This is a genomic window from Porphyromonas gingivalis ATCC 33277, from assembly GCF_000010505.1.
Taxonomy (GTDB): domain Bacteria; phylum Bacteroidota; class Bacteroidia; order Bacteroidales; family Porphyromonadaceae; genus Porphyromonas; species Porphyromonas gingivalis.
This window is the reverse complement of the sequence record NC_010729.1, coordinates 2,191,488-2,209,467: the sequence shown is the minus strand read 5'-3', so window position 1 is coordinate 2,209,467 and position 17,980 is coordinate 2,191,488. Positions and strand designations below refer to the sequence as shown.

General features: G+C 47.5%; 11 protein-coding genes and 1 tRNA gene. 11 read left to right on the top strand and 1 reads right to left on the bottom strand.

From position 1 onward, the window contains the following. Positions 1-245 precede the first annotated feature (245 nt). From rgpA to PGN_RS09305, 5 genes are all read left to right on the top strand, one after another. On the top strand, positions 246-5,366 hold the full coding sequence (gene rgpA / locus PGN_RS09325; protein WP_043876339.1) for an Arg-gingipain RgpA: 5,121 nt from the start codon (positions 246-248) through the stop codon (positions 5,364-5,366). 245 nt (positions 5,367-5,611) lie between these two features. Further along, positions 5,612-5,685, top strand: a tRNA-Asp gene (locus PGN_RS09320). Between the two features lie 226 nt (positions 5,686-5,911). After that, complete coding sequence (gene fmt / locus PGN_RS09315; protein WP_012458652.1) at positions 5,912-6,883, top strand: methionyl-tRNA formyltransferase; 972 nt, start codon at positions 5,912-5,914, stop codon at positions 6,881-6,883. 164 nt (positions 6,884-7,047) lie between these two features. Continuing rightward, positions 7,048-9,591 (top strand): membrane protein, encoded by a 2,544-nt coding sequence (locus tag PGN_RS09310; protein ID WP_012458651.1) that lies wholly within the window; start codon positions 7,048-7,050, stop codon positions 9,589-9,591. 3 nt (positions 9,592-9,594) lie between these two features. Continuing rightward, entirely contained in the window at positions 9,595-11,526 is a 1,932-nt protein-coding gene (locus tag PGN_RS09305; RefSeq protein ID WP_043876338.1) for an LTA synthase family protein, read from the top strand. Positions 11,527-11,840: 314 nt separating this feature from the next. Here the strand turns inward: PGN_RS09305 and PGN_RS12495 are convergent, their stop codons facing one another. Beyond that, positions 11,841-11,933, bottom strand: a complete 93-nt coding sequence (locus PGN_RS12495) for a DUF1661 domain-containing protein (RefSeq protein ID WP_157766537.1) — start codon at positions 11,931-11,933, stop codon at positions 11,841-11,843. On the opposite strand from PGN_RS12495, the gene PGN_RS10900 reads away from it, so the two are divergent. The 6 genes from PGN_RS10900 to PGN_RS09280 all read left to right on the top strand — a co-directional run bounded on the left by PGN_RS10900 (position 11,902) and on the right by PGN_RS09280 (position 17,955). Further along, a complete protein-coding gene (locus PGN_RS10900) occupies positions 11,902-12,099 on the top strand; it encodes a DUF1661 domain-containing protein (protein WP_099779607.1) in 198 nt (65 codons plus the stop codon). The genes PGN_RS12495 and PGN_RS10900 overlap by 32 nt on opposite strands. A 74-nt stretch (positions 12,100-12,173) precedes the next feature. Beyond that, complete coding sequence (gene cas6, locus PGN_RS09300; protein ID WP_012458649.1) at positions 12,174-12,839, top strand: CRISPR-associated endoribonuclease Cas6; 666 nt, start codon at positions 12,174-12,176, stop codon at positions 12,837-12,839. A gap of 6 nt (positions 12,840-12,845) precedes the next feature. Beyond that, positions 12,846-13,433, top strand: coding sequence for a hypothetical protein (locus tag PGN_RS09295; RefSeq protein WP_012458648.1), 588 nt, complete (start codon positions 12,846-12,848; stop codon positions 13,431-13,433). 16 nt (positions 13,434-13,449) lie between these two features. After that, a complete protein-coding gene (locus PGN_RS09290; protein ID WP_012458647.1) occupies positions 13,450-15,570 on the top strand; it encodes a CRISPR-associated helicase/endonuclease Cas3 in 2,121 nt (706 codons plus the stop codon). A gap of 10 nt (positions 15,571-15,580) precedes the next feature. Continuing rightward, positions 15,581-16,876, top strand: a complete 1,296-nt coding sequence (locus PGN_RS09285; RefSeq protein WP_012458646.1) for a hypothetical protein — start codon at positions 15,581-15,583, stop codon at positions 16,874-16,876. A gap of 20 nt (positions 16,877-16,896) precedes the next feature. Next, the gene (locus tag PGN_RS09280; protein ID WP_012458645.1) at positions 16,897-17,955 is read left to right on the top strand and encodes a hypothetical protein; all 1,059 of its coding nucleotides are present in this window, start codon (positions 16,897-16,899) and stop codon (positions 17,953-17,955) included. Positions 17,956-17,980: the final 25 nt, after the last annotated feature.

Below are 17,980 nucleotides of genomic sequence, written 5' to 3'. Positions count from 1 at the left end.
CAACCAAATAGCCGTCTACGGTAGACGAATGCAAACCCAATATGAGGCCATCAATCAATCCGAATGACAGCTTTTGGGCAATATATTATGCATATTTTGATTCGCGTTTAAAGGAAAAGTGCATATATTTGCGATTGTGGTATTTCTTTCGGTTTCTATGTGAATTTTGTCTCCCAAGAAGACTTTATAATGCATAAATACAGAAGGGGTACTACACAGTAAAATCATATTCTAATTTCATCAAAATGAAAAACTTGAACAAGTTTGTTTCGATTGCTCTTTGCTCTTCCTTATTAGGAGGAATGGCATTTGCGCAGCAGACAGAGTTGGGACGCAATCCGAATGTCAGATTGCTCGAATCCACTCAGCAATCGGTGACAAAGGTTCAGTTCCGTATGGACAACCTCAAGTTCACCGAAGTTCAAACCCCTAAGGGAATGGCACAAGTGCCGACCTATACAGAAGGGGTTAATCTTTCCGAAAAAGGGATGCCTACGCTTCCCATTCTATCACGCTCTTTGGCGGTTTCAGACACTCGTGAGATGAAGGTAGAGGTTGTTTCCTCAAAGTTCATCGAAAAGAAAAATGTCCTGATTGCACCCTCCAAGGGCATGATTATGCGTAACGAAGATCCGAAAAAGATCCCTTACGTTTATGGAAAGAGCTACTCGCAAAACAAATTCTTCCCGGGAGAGATCGCCACGCTTGATGATCCTTTTATCCTTCGTGATGTGCGTGGACAGGTTGTAAACTTTGCGCCTTTGCAGTATAACCCTGTGACAAAGACGTTGCGCATCTATACGGAAATCACTGTGGCAGTGAGCGAAACTTCGGAACAAGGCAAAAATATTCTGAACAAGAAAGGTACATTTGCCGGCTTTGAAGACACATACAAGCGCATGTTCATGAACTACGAGCCGGGGCGTTACACACCGGTAGAGGAAAAACAAAATGGTCGTATGATCGTCATCGTAGCCAAAAAGTATGAGGGAGATATTAAAGATTTCGTTGATTGGAAAAACCAACGCGGTCTCCGTACCGAGGTGAAAGTGGCAGAAGATATTGCTTCTCCCGTTACAGCTAATGCTATTCAGCAGTTCGTTAAGCAAGAATACGAGAAAGAAGGTAATGATTTGACCTATGTTCTTTTGGTTGGCGATCACAAAGATATTCCTGCCAAAATTACTCCGGGGATCAAATCCGACCAGGTATATGGACAAATAGTAGGTAATGACCACTACAACGAAGTCTTCATCGGTCGTTTCTCATGTGAGAGCAAAGAGGATCTGAAGACACAAATCGATCGGACTATTCACTATGAGCGCAATATAACCACGGAAGACAAATGGCTCGGTCAGGCTCTTTGTATTGCTTCGGCTGAAGGAGGCCCATCCGCAGACAATGGTGAAAGTGATATCCAGCATGAGAATGTAATCGCCAATCTGCTTACCCAGTATGGCTATACCAAGATTATCAAATGTTATGATCCGGGAGTAACTCCTAAAAACATTATTGATGCTTTCAACGGAGGAATCTCGTTGGTCAACTATACGGGCCACGGTAGCGAAACAGCTTGGGGTACGTCTCACTTCGGCACCACTCATGTGAAGCAGCTTACCAACAGCAACCAGCTACCGTTTATTTTCGACGTAGCTTGTGTGAATGGCGATTTCCTATTCAGCATGCCTTGCTTCGCAGAAGCCCTGATGCGTGCACAAAAAGATGGTAAGCCGACAGGTACTGTTGCTATCATAGCGTCTACGATCAACCAGTCTTGGGCTTCTCCTATGCGCGGGCAGGATGAGATGAACGAAATTCTGTGCGAAAAACACCCGAACAACATCAAGCGTACTTTCGGTGGTGTCACCATGAACGGTATGTTTGCTATGGTGGAAAAGTATAAAAAGGATGGTGAGAAGATGCTCGACACATGGACTGTTTTCGGCGACCCCTCGCTGCTCGTTCGTACACTTGTCCCGACCAAAATGCAGGTTACGGCTCCGGCTCAGATTAATTTGACGGATGCTTCAGTCAACGTATCTTGCGATTATAATGGTGCTATTGCTACCATTTCAGCCAATGGAAAGATGTTCGGTTCTGCAGTTGTCGAAAATGGAACAGCTACAATCAATCTGACAGGTCTGACAAATGAAAGCACGCTTACCCTTACAGTAGTTGGTTACAACAAAGAGACGGTTATTAAGACCATCAACACTAATGGTGAGCCTAACCCCTACCAGCCCGTTTCCAACTTGACAGCTACAACGCAGGGTCAGAAAGTAACGCTCAAGTGGGATGCACCGAGCACGAAAACCAATGCAACCACTAATACCGCTCGCAGCGTGGATGGCATACGAGAATTGGTTCTTCTGTCAGTCAGCGATGCCCCCGAACTTCTTCGCAGCGGTCAGGCCGAGATTGTTCTTGAAGCTCACGATGTTTGGAATGATGGATCCGGTTATCAGATTCTTTTGGATGCAGACCATGATCAATATGGACAGGTTATACCCAGTGATACCCATACTCTTTGGCCGAACTGTAGTGTCCCGGCCAATCTGTTCGCTCCGTTCGAATATACTGTTCCGGAAAATGCAGATCCTTCTTGTTCCCCTACCAATATGATAATGGATGGTACTGCATCCGTTAATATACCGGCCGGAACTTATGACTTTGCAATTGCTGCTCCTCAAGCAAATGCAAAGATTTGGATTGCCGGACAAGGACCGACGAAAGAAGATGATTATGTATTTGAAGCCGGTAAAAAATACCATTTCCTTATGAAGAAGATGGGTAGCGGTGATGGAACTGAATTGACTATAAGCGAAGGTGGTGGAAGCGATTACACCTATACTGTCTATCGTGACGGCACGAAGATCAAGGAAGGTCTGACGGCTACGACATTCGAAGAAGACGGTGTAGCTACGGGCAATCATGAGTATTGCGTGGAAGTTAAGTACACAGCCGGCGTATCTCCGAAGGTATGTAAAGACGTTACGGTAGAAGGATCCAATGAATTTGCTCCTGTACAGAACCTGACCGGTAGTGCAGTCGGCCAGAAAGTAACGCTCAAGTGGGATGCACCTAATGGTACCCCGAATCCAAATCCGAATCCGAATCCGAATCCGAATCCCGGAACAACAACACTTTCCGAATCATTCGAAAATGGTATTCCTGCCTCATGGAAGACGATCGATGCAGACGGTGACGGGCATGGCTGGAAGCCTGGAAATGCTCCCGGAATCGCTGGCTACAATAGCAATGGTTGTGTATATTCAGAGTCATTCGGTCTTGGTGGTATAGGAGTTCTTACCCCTGACAACTATCTGATAACACCGGCATTGGATTTGCCTAACGGAGGTAAGTTGACTTTCTGGGTATGCGCACAGGATGCTAATTATGCATCCGAGCACTATGCGGTGTATGCATCTTCGACCGGTAACGATGCATCCAACTTCACGAATGCTTTGTTGGAAGAGACGATTACGGCAAAAGGTGTTCGCTCGCCGGAAGCTATTCGTGGTCGTATACAGGGTACTTGGCGCCAGAAGACGGTAGACCTTCCCGCAGGTACGAAATATGTTGCTTTCCGTCACTTCCAAAGCACGGATATGTTCTACATCGACCTTGATGAGGTTGAGATCAAGGCCAACGGCAAGCGCGCAGACTTCACGGAAACGTTCGAGTCTTCTACTCATGGAGAGGCACCGGCGGAATGGACTACTATCGATGCCGATGGCGATGGTCAGGGTTGGCTCTGTCTGTCTTCCGGACAATTGGACTGGCTGACAGCTCATGGCGGCACCAACGTAGTAGCCTCTTTCTCATGGAATGGAATGGCTTTGAATCCTGATAACTATCTCATCTCAAAGGATGTTACAGGCGCAACGAAGGTAAAGTACTACTATGCAGTCAACGACGGTTTTCCCGGGGATCACTATGCGGTGATGATCTCCAAGACGGGCACGAACGCCGGAGACTTCACGGTTGTTTTCGAAGAAACGCCTAACGGAATAAATAAGGGCGGAGCAAGATTCGGTCTTTCCACGGAAGCCAATGGCGCCAAACCTCAAAGTGTATGGATCGAGCGTACGGTAGATTTGCCTGCGGGCACGAAGTATGTTGCTTTCCGTCACTACAATTGCTCGGATTTGAACTACATTCTTTTGGATGATATTCAGTTCACCATGGGTGGCAGCCCCACCCCGACCGATTATACCTACACGGTGTATCGTGACGGTACGAAGATCAAGGAAGGTCTGACCGAAACGACCTTCGAAGAAGACGGCGTAGCTACAGGCAATCATGAGTATTGCGTGGAAGTGAAGTACACAGCCGGCGTATCTCCGAAAGAGTGCGTAAACGTAACTATTAATCCGACTCAGTTCAATCCTGTAAAGAACCTGAAGGCACAACCGGATGGCGGCGACGTGGTTCTCAAGTGGGAAGCCCCGAGCGCAAAAAAGACAGAAGGTTCTCGTGAAGTAAAACGGATCGGAGACGGTCTTTTCGTTACGATCGAACCTGCAAACGATGTACGTGCCAACGAAGCCAAGGTTGTGCTCGCAGCAGACAACGTATGGGGAGACAATACGGGTTACCAGTTCTTGTTGGATGCCGATCACAATACATTCGGAAGTGTCATTCCGGCAACCGGTCCTCTCTTTACCGGAACAGCTTCTTCCAATCTTTACAGTGCGAACTTCGAGTATTTGATCCCGGCCAATGCCGATCCTGTTGTTACTACACAGAATATTATCGTTACAGGACAGGGTGAAGTTGTAATCCCCGGTGGTGTTTACGACTATTGCATTACGAACCCGGAACCTGCATCCGGAAAGATGTGGATCGCAGGAGATGGAGGCAACCAGCCTGCACGTTATGACGATTTCACATTCGAAGCAGGCAAGAAGTACACCTTCACGATGCGTCGCGCCGGAATGGGAGATGGAACTGATATGGAAGTCGAAGACGATTCACCTGCAAGCTATACCTATACAGTCTATCGTGACGGCACGAAGATCAAGGAAGGTCTGACCGAAACGACCTACCGCGATGCAGGAATGAGTGCACAATCTCATGAGTATTGCGTAGAGGTTAAGTACGCAGCCGGCGTATCTCCGAAGGTTTGTGTGGATTATATTCCTGACGGAGTGGCAGACGTAACGGCTCAGAAGCCTTACACGCTGACAGTTGTTGGAAAGACGATCACGGTAACTTGCCAAGGCGAAGCTATGATCTACGACATGAACGGTCGTCGTCTGGCAGCCGGTCGCAACACAGTTGTTTACACGGCTCAGGGCGGCTACTATGCAGTCATGGTTGTCGTTGACGGCAAGTCTTACGTAGAGAAACTCGCTGTAAAGTAATTCTGTCTTGGACTCGGAGACTTTGTGCAGACACTTTTAATATAGGTCTGTAATTGTCTCAGAGTATGAATCGATCGCCCGACCTCCTTTTAAGGAAGTCGGGCGACTTCGTTTTTATGCCTATTATTCTAATATACTTCTGAAACAATTTGTTCCAAAAAGTTGCATGAAAAGATTATCTTACTATCTTTGCACTGCAAAAGGGGAGTTTCCTAAGGTTTTCCCCGGAGTAGTACGGTAATAACGGTGTGGTAGTTCAGCTGGTTAGAATACCTGCCTGTCACGCAGGGGGTCGCGGGTTCGAGTCCCGTCCATACCGCTAAAATAAGGAGTTGTGTTGAAATAGTTTTTCGGCACAGCTCCATTTTTGTATGTTATCGCAGCACCGGAAAGTATAATTGCCGGATGAGATTATTCAATATGCTCGGAAGATTTTCTTAGAACGAAGCAGAAGTGTTTGTCTTTATTACGATCTGCTTGGGACATAGGGATTAAATTAGTATTATTGCAGGAGGGACGGTACATGGAGTCGCCCGGCCAATCAGATGAAGAAAGAAGAACTACGATTGATTTTTATGGGAACGGCCGATTTTGCTGTTCCGGCACTCCGAGCTTTGGTCGAAAACGGATACCAAGTAAAAGCTGTGGTCACTATGCCGGACAAGCCTATGGGTCGAGGACATAAGGTAAGTCCCAGTATGGTCAAACTATACGCACAGGAATTGGGTCTGCCTATTCTCCAGCCGGACAATCTGAACGAGGAATCTTTTCTCGATGAACTACGGACTTATCAGCCGCACTTGCAAATCGTAGTGGCTTTCCGTATGCTTCCTCGCTCCGTATGGCAAATGCCCCCCATGGGAACAATCAATCTGCATGGCTCTCTGCTGCCCATGTATCGAGGAGCAGCCCCTATCAACCACGCGATACGCCATGGCGATACGGAAACGGGAGTTACCACCTTCCGCCTCCGGCATGAGATAGATACGGGTGAAGTACTGCTGCAAGAGAAGTTGCCTATAGGACATGAAGAGACTTTCGGCGAATTGTACGAACGTATGGCTACTCTCGGTGCATCCGTATTGGTGCACACAGTGGACTTGTTTCTCGAAGGAGAACCCGTCTCCATACCACAGGAGCAACTTCCGGGCTATGTTGGTGCTCGACCGGCTCCGAAGATTTTCAAAGACGACTGCCGTATCGATTGGGACAAACCGGCTGAAGAGGTACACAATTTCATCCGCAGCATATCGCCTGCCCCTACAGCTTGGACCAAGCTTCATCGTCCAGGGATGGAGTCCATCGTGCTGAAAATATACCGTACCCAAGTGATAGAACGAGAACCGCGACACAGAGGCCGATTCGGCTCCATCATATGGGACAAGAAAAACCTCGACGTGATGACCCGCAAAGGGGTCATACGTATACTCTCGCTCCAAATGCCCGGCAAGAAACAAATGGATGCTGCCTCTTTCCTCAATGGTTTCGCTTTGTCCTCAGATATGTATATAGAATAGGAGAGAGCTTGTTCCAAGGTTTGAACTGCTCATTTTCTGACCTCTTGCATACAATAACAATGTGCGGAGGATACTTCTCTGCTCAACGTTCAGAGAAGCAGTTGGTCGTAGGCCGAGCCAATCACATGGTTTTTTAACTTTGTAACCGAAAAATAAACGACATCATGAAAGAAAACGAAAAGCCGACAGCTGCTGCCGGAACCGTAACCACCACCGATAAGACAAAGCCTGATTGGCGCAAAATCCTACCTTATGCTGCGGTCGTACTCCTTTTCATAGCCCTCGCTTTGGCCTATTTCTATCCCGCCTCATTCGACGGGCGTGTACTGTTCCAGGGCGACGTAGCGGGAGCCAGCGGTACGGCGCAGGACGTACGCGATTGGGAGGCACAGACAGGAGAACACTCCTATTGGACCAACAGTCTCTTCGGGGGGATGCCTATGTACCAGATTTCGCCAAGCTATCCCTCTACCCATACGCTCCAAACCATACAGGATGTTCTGACCCTGCGCAAGCCTTTCTATCTATTAGGCACCTATGCCTGGATGCTTTTTGCCATGATGGGAGGGTTCTTTCTTTTCCTTAGATCGCTTCGAATCAGGATTTTGCCGGCAGTCATAGGCTCCATCGCATGGGCCTTTTCTTCCTACTTCCTGATTCTGATTATGGCCGGACATATATGGAAGCTGACAGCTATGTGTTTTATTCCTCCTACTCTTGCCGGTATGATCTGGATCTACAATGGGAGGTGGTTGGCAGGCGGTAGCGTGATGGCTTTTTTCACGGCTTTGCAAGTCTTGGCTAATCATGTACAGATGAGCTATTACTTCCTGTTCGTCATGTTTTTCATGGTGTTGGCTTTCTTGGCAGAAGCCATTCAAACAAAACGAATCCGACACTTCTTCCTTTCCTCGGCAGTAGTCGTCATAGCAGGTCTGGTGGGTATAGCTGTGAATAGTACCAACCTCTTCCACACCTACCAATACGGCAAAGAGACCATGCGTGGAGGTAGCGAACTGACGCTCAAGCAGAGCGGAGCACCCACGGATCAAGTGACGCATGAGAATAAAAGCGGACTGGACAAGGCCTATATCACACAATGGAGTTATGGTATAGGCGAGACTTGGTCGCTCCTTATCCCCGATATTAAAGGAGGATCCTCCGGTTACTTGGGTTATGACGAAAAGGTGATGGAAACCGTGAATCCATCCTATGCTCAGGCGATAGCTCGTATGAATCGCTACTGGGGAGACCAACCATTCACGGCAGGGCCTGTATATGTAGGAGCTTTCGTTCTCTTTCTCTTTGTCTTGGGTTGTTTTATCGTCAAAGGGCCTGTCAAGTGGGCTTTGCTGGCAGCCACCATCCTGTCTATTCTACTCTCTTGGGGGCATAATATGATGTGGCTGACGAGCTTCTTCATCGACCATTTTCCTCTGTACGATAAGTTTCGCACGGTATCGTCCATCCTTGTGATCGCCGAATTTACGATTCCGGCTTTGGCCGTTATGGCTTTGGCGAAAATAATCAAAGAGGGAAAACCCCTCCTTAAGCGCGAACGTACTGCTTGGGTTGCAGCTACACTTCTGACCCTTGGGGCATCGCTTCTTTTTGCCCTTGTGCCCTCCCTGCTCGGTTTGCTGAGCGGGCAGGAGGAAGCTATGTTCCGAGAAGCAGCAGGTCACCCTGAAGCAGCAGCTATCAAGACGACCCTCGTGGATGTTCGCTCGGGCATATTAGCTTCTGATGCATGGCGTAGCTTCGGCATATTGGCTGTATGCGGCATTCTGTTGTGGCTCTTCTTTCAAAAGAGACTCAAAGCAACTGCTCTACTGGTATCTTTGGCCGTGATCACGCTGGTCGATCTATGGACGGTGGACAAACGCTATCTGAACGATGAGCATTTTATAGATCCCGAACTCGTCAGCCAACGTGCTGCACCTCTGACAGAAGCAGACAAGCAAATCCTTGCAGACAAGTCGCTCGGGTACCGCGTTCTGAATCTCACCGTGGACACCTATAATGATGCCACCACGAGCCGCTGGCACCGGAGCATCGGTGGATACCACGCTGCCAAACTCCAGCGTTATCAGGATTTGATCGAACACCAACTGAGCAAAGGCAATCGCGAAGTAGTCAATATGCTCAACACCAAGTATATCATAGTCCCCGGAGAAAACAACCGGCCCACTCCCATGTTGAATCCGGACGCTTACGGTCCGGCATGGCCGGCCGGCAGTATCCGCTGGGTAGGAAATGCCAATGAGGAAATGATGGCTTTGGACAGCAATCGACTGACGCGTGACATCGCTGTCGTGGACGAACGATTCTCTTCCGAATCGCTCAAAAGGCTACCGGCTCTGACCGATAGCACTGCCTCTATAAGTCTGAAAGAATATGCTCCGAACAGACAGGTGTACGAAGCTGTGAGCACACAACCCATGCTGGGCATATTTTCCGAGATATACTATCCTCATGGCTGGACAGCGACTATCGATAACCAAGCTGTACCGATCATTCGTGCCAACTATATACTCCGTGCTCTGGAGGTTCCTGCCGGGCGTCATAAAATAGAATTTCGTTTTGATCCGAAGAGCCTGCACATCACAGAAGCTATAGCCAAGACAGCTCTGGCACTACTCCAGCTGGGGATTGTGTGGGCGATAGCACGCCCCTTCTTCTTGCGCGGAAAGCGTCCGACAGCCTGACATATGAAGACGTTGTTCGAACGAGGAGAGCTTTTGTTTCGGAAAAGAAGCGGTTTCTGCTACGTAATAGGAGTATTTGTTCTATTTCTGCTCTATTTCCTCTTTCAGAAAGTCATATTCCTGCTCGTCTACTCTGGCCAGCTTGCCGGGATAGGCACTTCCAGCGGAGATATTGCGGCCATTTTCCTGTATGGACTCAGGCACGATGCAGCCGTAGCAGCTTACCTGACAGTACTTCCTCTATTGTTCGCCGGCATCAATGCCATTGCCGGCTGGGGAGAAAAGAAAATCGGGCGAATACAGAGACAAATTCTTAAGCATTATTACACACTCATAAGCTTCTTTGTCGGGCTGATCTACACGGCGGATCTGATGCTTTTCGGGTATTGGGGTTTCCGCCTCGATGCCACCCCCCTTTTCTATCTACGCCAGCCACAGGAAGCCATGGCCAGTGCTACAGCACCGCAACTCTTGATCGGTCTCTTGATCACGGTTGTATTCGTTTGCATACCGGCTTTCGTTCTACATCGATTTCACCGTAGGTACTTTCCGACAAAAGTAGTTGCACATCCGCATATCGCCGACATATGGAAACCGGTTGTGGGTGGAGCTTTCCTATTCCTCCTGATCAGAGGAGGTGTGGGAGTGGCTACGCTCAATGTCGGATCCGTCTTTCACAGTCCCAAGCAGCTACACAATCAGGTTGCCGTCAATCCTGTTTTCAGTTTTCTATATACCTGCATGCATAGCGAAGAAGACTATTCGAACTATCAATTTTTGTCAGAAGAAGACTGTATCAAAGCTTTCGAGCAACTTCGTTTATACGGTTGTTCGGATGGAAGCGAAGTAAGGGAATCGGCTTCTGATAGCACAGAGAGGATATTGAGTACAGATAGGCCGAACATTGTACTGATCCTGCTGGAGAGCTTCTCGGCTAATGCCGTGGGATGCCTCGGTGGTACCCCGGGACATACACCCTGCATTGATTCGCTGGCACAGAATGGGATTCTCTTTAGCCAAGCCTTCGCAAGCAGCTTTCGAACAGACAGAGGCACAGTAGCCACGCTCAGTGGCTACCCTTCGCAGCCGAATTCATCCATCATCAAATACCCCAATAAGGTGCGCAACCTGCCGGGCATAGCTGCTTCATTGCGCACCGTCGGCTATAGCACCCACCACCTGTACGGAGGAGATGCTGACTTTACAAATGTCCGTAGCTACCTATACGCCACTGGATATGACGAGGTAACGGACGTTAGCAGCTTTCCGATCAAAACGAGGTTGAGCAAATGGGGTACGCCGGATCATATCAGTTTCCCACGCCTATTGGACGATTGTCGGCGATTGGAGAAAGAAAAGAAACCTTACTTCTACAGCTTCCTCACACTTTCCAGCCATGAACCATTCGATGTCCCTTCTCAGCATCATCCGGATCCGTATCTCAATAGCGTTTTCTATACGGACAGCTGCTTTGGCGACTATATACGTGGTATGCAGCAGTCTCCTCAATGGAAGAATACACTCATCATAACCGTCTCCGATCATGGCTACCCCTATCCTGCTGACCAAGCTATGCCCGATCAGCCCGGCCGATATGGGATTGTGATGCTGTGGACAGGAGGAGCCATCTTACGACCGATACGCTTCGAAGAGGTAGTGTCGCAGTCCGATTTGCCTGCCACGCTACTGGCCCAATTAGGGCTTGCTCATGATGAATTCGTATTCTCCAAAGATGTTTTTCGGAGAAACAGCCCCCATTTCGCTTATTTCTCCTTCCCCGGTTTAGTAGGCTTGGCGACTTCTGAAGGAACTACCATCTACGATTTTGCCGGCGACAAGATTGTCTATGGACACGAAGCCCCACTTGCCGACCAACGCGCTATAGCGGCCAAAGTAATGCTGCAATCGGTGATGAAGGATATGCTATCGCGTTAATATCCTACTCCCTTTCTATCGCAATCGGAGAGAGTTCCATGTAGGAATCTCCATCTTGGGATAAACCTTTTATTCATGATTGGCTCTATTCGGGTCTCGCTAACATTATCTCAAAACCGAAGTATCTCTAATCATAGGAGCTTATGATCGAACCTCCTCGAATCGCCCACTTACCCAATACTCCGAAAGAGGATATTATCCCTTCTCTATTCACAAGATGAAATACCTGAAAGACAGACTTGCTACGGCTGTCTTGATCTCTTGTTAATGGTTCACATAAAGCGATAAGGCACACCTCGTTATACCCGGTTCATTCACGAACCGATTTCTCTGTGTCTGCGCCCCCGAAAAACGTGGCGCGTAAACTTTTTCGTTGTGGTTCGAGAAATAAAAAATTCTCGCGCCACAACGAAAAACTTCTTGTTCCGGTTTTTCAGAAAACACGCACCACAATCGGAGCATTTTCGGTTCGTATTTTATACCCCCGCCCTCGCCCCTTTTCTATTTTCAGTGCGGTTTTCGCAAAATTCCTCGGAACGATGGATGCTATATATCCGATTTCCTCGCAAATAAGCATAAAAAATACGCATTAATTACAGCTTTTAGAGTAACTTTAGGCCATTAAATATATTATAAGCTATAACCACATGCGAATAGAACTATCCATCAAGGCAGACGATTCATTAGTCTCTTTTTCTCACCAACATTTGCTCGTCGGCACTCTGCAAAAATGGCTCGGAGAAAACGATATGCACGGCAAAAGCATCTCCTACTCATTTTCCCGTCTCAATGGGGGCAAATTCGTGTCAGAACTCAACAGTATTCTCTTTACCGATTGGGCCAATATGTTTGTCAGTGCTCATGATCCGGAGCTTATCAGACGTATGCTGGCAGGGATTCGTCAAGATCCCGAAATGTTCAAAAGCCTCTGCGTCCGGGAAGTGACCGTTATCGAAGATCCCGACATGACCGATCGCGAAATTTTCTTTCCTGCCGGCCCTATCCTGCTGAAGCGTTGGCGCGAGGACAATGGGTTCGACCATATAGTCTATACGGACGAAGCAGCCAATGCCCTACTGACAGAAAATCTTCGTAAAAAACTTCAGGCGGTAGGAATCGATGACCCTACTGCCACCGCATCTTTTGTCCCTGATCAGGGGAAAGCCAAGGTGATGCTTATCGATTACCGGGGAGTGAAAAACAAAGCCAGTTGGTGTCCCATCCGCATAATAGGGAATGCCGAGACCAAGCTGTTCGCATGGAACGCGGGCATCGGCAACTCAACCGGCATCGGCTTCGGTGCCATAAAATGAGAGAGCATGGAAGACAAGATATTTTTCGTGGTACACTATACAGGGCCTTTCGGGTATATAAAACCTTGGTCTGCAGTACGTGATGGAGAGACGTATAGCCAACAGTTTCTGACACCATCCATCATAGAGGGTATGGAGAAGAAGCTTTTCCCGGAAATGCTCATAAAGAAAGGTATACACAAGATTGCCCGTCATAAACTCTCATGTATGAGTATGAGCGTGCAACAAGAAAAAACGCAAACTCAGGCATGGGAGGGCAAAGGCAAAGGGAAGGGCCGAACGTACACCCGTCCGCAGTCCATTCTCAAACGCGGCGTGATGCTACACCCGTCTCTTTACCTCGCCTTTACGTCAGAAGAAGATGCTGTGATTGCAGCTCGACAGCATCTTTGTTTATGTCGTAATGAAGACGTTGTACTGCCGGACACAGAGATACTGAAGATGGACGAAGAGACCTTCAATGCCCTACCGGGGTTTGAGCTTCGTTTTGGAAAGGATTATCCGGATGCCTTTATGGTGGGGTTCAACCGATTCGATGAAAATACACCCATGTACGGCAGGATAGAAATCGGAGGAGAGGCCATCCTACAATGACTCAAGCGAACGAGGGATGAGCCGATACGAACACATATTTGCCAAAAGCGATGGTACTCCGCTCTTACAACACCTGCAAGATGTAGCCAAAGCGGCCGAAGTCATGGCGCAGCATTGGGGCCTTTCGACGGACATGGCTCGCAAAGGCGCACATCTGCATGACATAGGCAAAGCAAGCCCGATCTTCCAAAGCAGATTGAAGGCAGAAGACAATCTTGGCGGTGATGTTTTTCGTCACGAAATCGCTTCTATATTCTTCATTTCCTTACTGCCCGATGAAGTAGATCGCCGGGCTATCATCGAAATGATAGCAGCCCACCATAAGTCCATCTGCAATGACAGCCGAGAACTTGGCTTATTGGATCTGGATGAAAATGAGAGTCGATGCTTCAAACTTCATAGCAAAGGATTTGAACAATGGAGCCAAGAAGCTTTGGGCATTCTTCATGAACTCGGATGGGAGACTCATCCCATCACGATGGATGAAGCCAGAAGCAATTACCAAGAGGCGGTAGACTACTGTAGCTCATTGGGGCGTAACTGTTCGCAGTGGAAAGGGCTATTAATGGCTGCCGATCATTTTGCCTCCAGCTTGGACGGACAGACGGAAGATACACTGAGAAAATTGTTTGTCACTCCGGATCTTTCCTATTACAGGAATAGGAGGAGCGAATTATATCCCCTCTCTCTTCTGTCTGCCGATGACGAGCGACAACACACCTTAGTGACAGCCCCCACAGGAGCAGGTAAGACCGATTTCCTACTGCGGCGTTGCCGTGGTAGAGTGTTCTATACACTTCCTTTCCAAGCCTCCATCAATGCCATGTACGATCGTCTGAAAGCCGATCTTCGGGATACGGATGCTCAGATCTATCCGCTACATGCAGCTTCTATTCTAAAATTGAATGGAGGCTACGAGCGAATACTTTCCCGTCACGTGGGTGCCTCGATTAAGGTCTTGACACCTCATCAGATTGCAGCACTGGCTTTTGGGCTTAAAGGATATGAAGTCACGGCATTGGATATTCGAGGATGTGATGTGATTTTGGACGAAATACATACCTACCGGAAAGAGACCCAAGCCATGGTGCTCAAAATAGTGGAGATACTGGTTGCACTCGGATGCAGGATCCACATTGGGACAGCTACAATGCCCACGGATTTATATACCGGACTGCTCCGACTATTAGGCGGTGAAACTGCCGTGTACGAGGTGAAGCTGCCGAAAGAAGTCCTAAAGGGATTTGACCGGCACACCATTCACAAAGCCGGCTCTATGGAAGATGTCGAACCCGTCATACAAAAAGCCATAGAACAGAGTCAGAAAATTCTGATGGTTTGCAATCAGGTCAAAAGAGCTCAGCAGCTATACCAAGAGGTCGTTGGGAAGTATCCTGCTATACCGACTCTTCTTATCCATAGTCGCTTCAAAAGGGGGCATCGCGCTCAGTTGGAGCTGGAACTGAAAGAGCGATACAATCAATGTCAAGGGCCTTGCATCGTAGTTTCGACTCAAGTCGTGGAAGTTAGTTTGGATATTAGCTTCGATATGATGCTTACCGAATGTGCTCCCATCGATGCTCTTATCCAACGATTTGGCCGCATCAATCGAAAACGTTCTTTGGAAACGATCGGGCAAACGAAGCCTATTTACGTAATAGCTCCTCCCGAAAACGAAAAGGAAGCTTTGCCTTATGAGCTTGAAATTCTGCAGCGAAGCTACAGTTCTCTTCCCCACTGCGAAGTACTTCATGAGGCTGATGTACAGCAGTTATTGGATGCGGTCTATCCGGAGGTGATGGCTCTCGATATTAATATGCACACCATTTTTCAGGATGGTGAATGGGTTATGAAAGAACTAAAACACAATTCGAAATCAGCCCTATTCAAAATACTGGATATAAACTCGGCCTGCTGCATCATGGAAAGCGATCGGGAAGAGTACGAAAACGGCAACTACATCAATCGAACACCCTTGGAAATTCCTGTTCCACAGAGTATTCGTTTCAAGCAATTAGTCGCTACGAACTGTGGTGCACATCCTTTCGTCATCCCTGACAGAGCATACGATTCAAAATTGGGGTTGATGGAAGAATTTGCCGACTCGCGATACTACAAAAGTTTTGAGATATTCTAAATAAAAAGACATGGTTACTTCAGTTATAGGGAAGATATTCTTGAAGGCATACAATGAAAGGAACAACACCGATTATGCCCCCAAAGGATTCTTTTTGGATATTTACTATCCTCTTTTCTTCGGACAAGAAAAGTATTTGATGACGGCGGGTAATTCTCCTTTCGAAAACCCCAAAATATCATGGAAAGACATGATCTTAGGCAAAAAGCATTTCGAGACAGCAGAAAGGCGAGCCGAACGTCTGGAGAAGTTCGTTGAAAAAATTGATTCGGGAATAGCCGATGCGAGTATTGCCATTGGTTATCCCTCTATCGATCCTCTATCCACGACATCCGGACAGGTATCTATCCCTCGTAATGAAATAGATGCATCGGAAAGTTATTTGTCATGGATCGGGGCCGGTTTAGGAGTCGGTGTACAAGGAGGAATGACTATTCTTTTCAATAAGCCGGAGCTTCTATTGGACATTTTCGAGGGGTGGAAGGAATACAGACGACACCTTGACAAGACACCGAGCATGCGTGGCAACCAAATCAATACGTGGAATGGACAATGGATAAAAAAACTATATGATTCCAAAGACTGCTCACTCGACTTCTCCGATGTATACAGCACGAAAGACGGTATCATGGAAGTCTCGATTTTGCCGTGGGCACAACTTCTGGTCTCGATAAGCAAACGTTTCGAAGACCCTAAGATGATGGGATACATATACAACATAGGCCAAACAAATACGACTATCGGCTTTATTCCTTTCGTCTTATGGCCTATTCGTAAGGCAAATGAGCTGTTCGATCGATACTTTGGCGCAGATAAATATAAGGATGCTGTGAAGTTGTTCGGTACTGCCATCGGCTTTGCCAAAGCCTGCAGCGAAGGCTCTGTCGGACTAAAAGCCATGGAGCCGAAAGGACTGAGCGATTATATGCGAAAAGGAAAGATACCGGTTTGCAAAGCAGGAAATGAAGAACAAACAATACAATATAATACATATCAAATTTGGTTATTAGCTATGCTCAACAACGAAGAATTATGGGGAAAATCCAAAGAATTTGCCCAAACATTACAGCTCTTTGGATCCGGAGGTAAAGCCGGAAGGACCGGTCGCACCAATGCGATCAAACTGCTATTGGAAGCAACGAACAAGAAGGTTTTTATCGAACGATTGACCGCTATTGTAGAAGAATCCGAAGTTGCAAAGGAATTGGAAGAGATGGCATCGATTGTCCATCTTATGCCTTCGGATAATGTTCCTTATTTTCTCACCTTGATACGATTCCATTACGCGGTAATTAACAAACAATAAATCAATAATTTTTTCAAGATATGAAACCATACATTTATCTCAGAGGTCTCAAAAGAGCAGAACACACCGTGTTTTGCGTACAAGACGGACAAAAAACCTATTACGATGCCCAATACGACCGTTCTTTAGCTTATTCGAGCGGACAGCAAGTAAAGCGATCCGTGTTGGAAGCCTTCACCGACTGTCTCAATGTGCAAATGGCTCCCATTACATTCAACTATGAGATTTCCTCAAAAAAAGAACTCACACAAAAAGAACCTTGGTCACCATGTGATCCTGAATATGCCGATCAGCTCATCGGCGGTTGGATGCGTGCAGGAGACGGTATCACGAAAAAACGTCGTAGCCCTCTCTCCGTATCGGCTATGCGCCCATTACATCCATTGCTTTGCGGTGTGAGCAAAGAGAATCTGACATTCGACCGCAGTGACAGGCCGGACAATCACCCCGTTAATGTCCGTTTAGCCGGGCAAAGCAGTTTGCTTTCGGAAGAGGAAATAGAATCGTTCTTGCGTGATACCGGAAGCACTCTGACTCGCCGGCATTGGATCCCGGACAATAAACGAGCCTCCGGCCTCTTCGTCTACGATATTGCGATCGATTTGCGTACACTGTTTTCTGTATCGCTCAATCAGCATGATCCGGAAATAGATCCAGAAACGATAAAGAAGTTGCGAGCAAATGGATGGGTGGAGAGCGAAACAGTTTTTGGCAAATGTTTAGTCCTGCCCAAGGCAGGACGGGATAAGATTATTCCTGCACTGGCACATGCCCTTATTCATTGGCGCATCACATCCAATCAAGCGCGTACATTCAGTTTGATGGAGACTCTTGCTATTGCGATCAGTGACAAAGCCAATGCGCAGGCAGGAGCAATCCGAGCCAAACTCGTAGATGACGGTAGCGAAAAGCCTAAAGCCAAACCTATCGTGGACGAAAAGGCCGGAGCCGAGCTTTTCATTACTCTTCCCTGCGCAGCGCATGTAGTAGTGGAAAACGAAAGTGCCGATGCCCTCGATGCTGCAGAAAAACGCCTTATTGAGATGCTGCAGGCTTTCGATTACGAAAATCAGCTATAGCTATATTAACTCAAGCAGAGATACT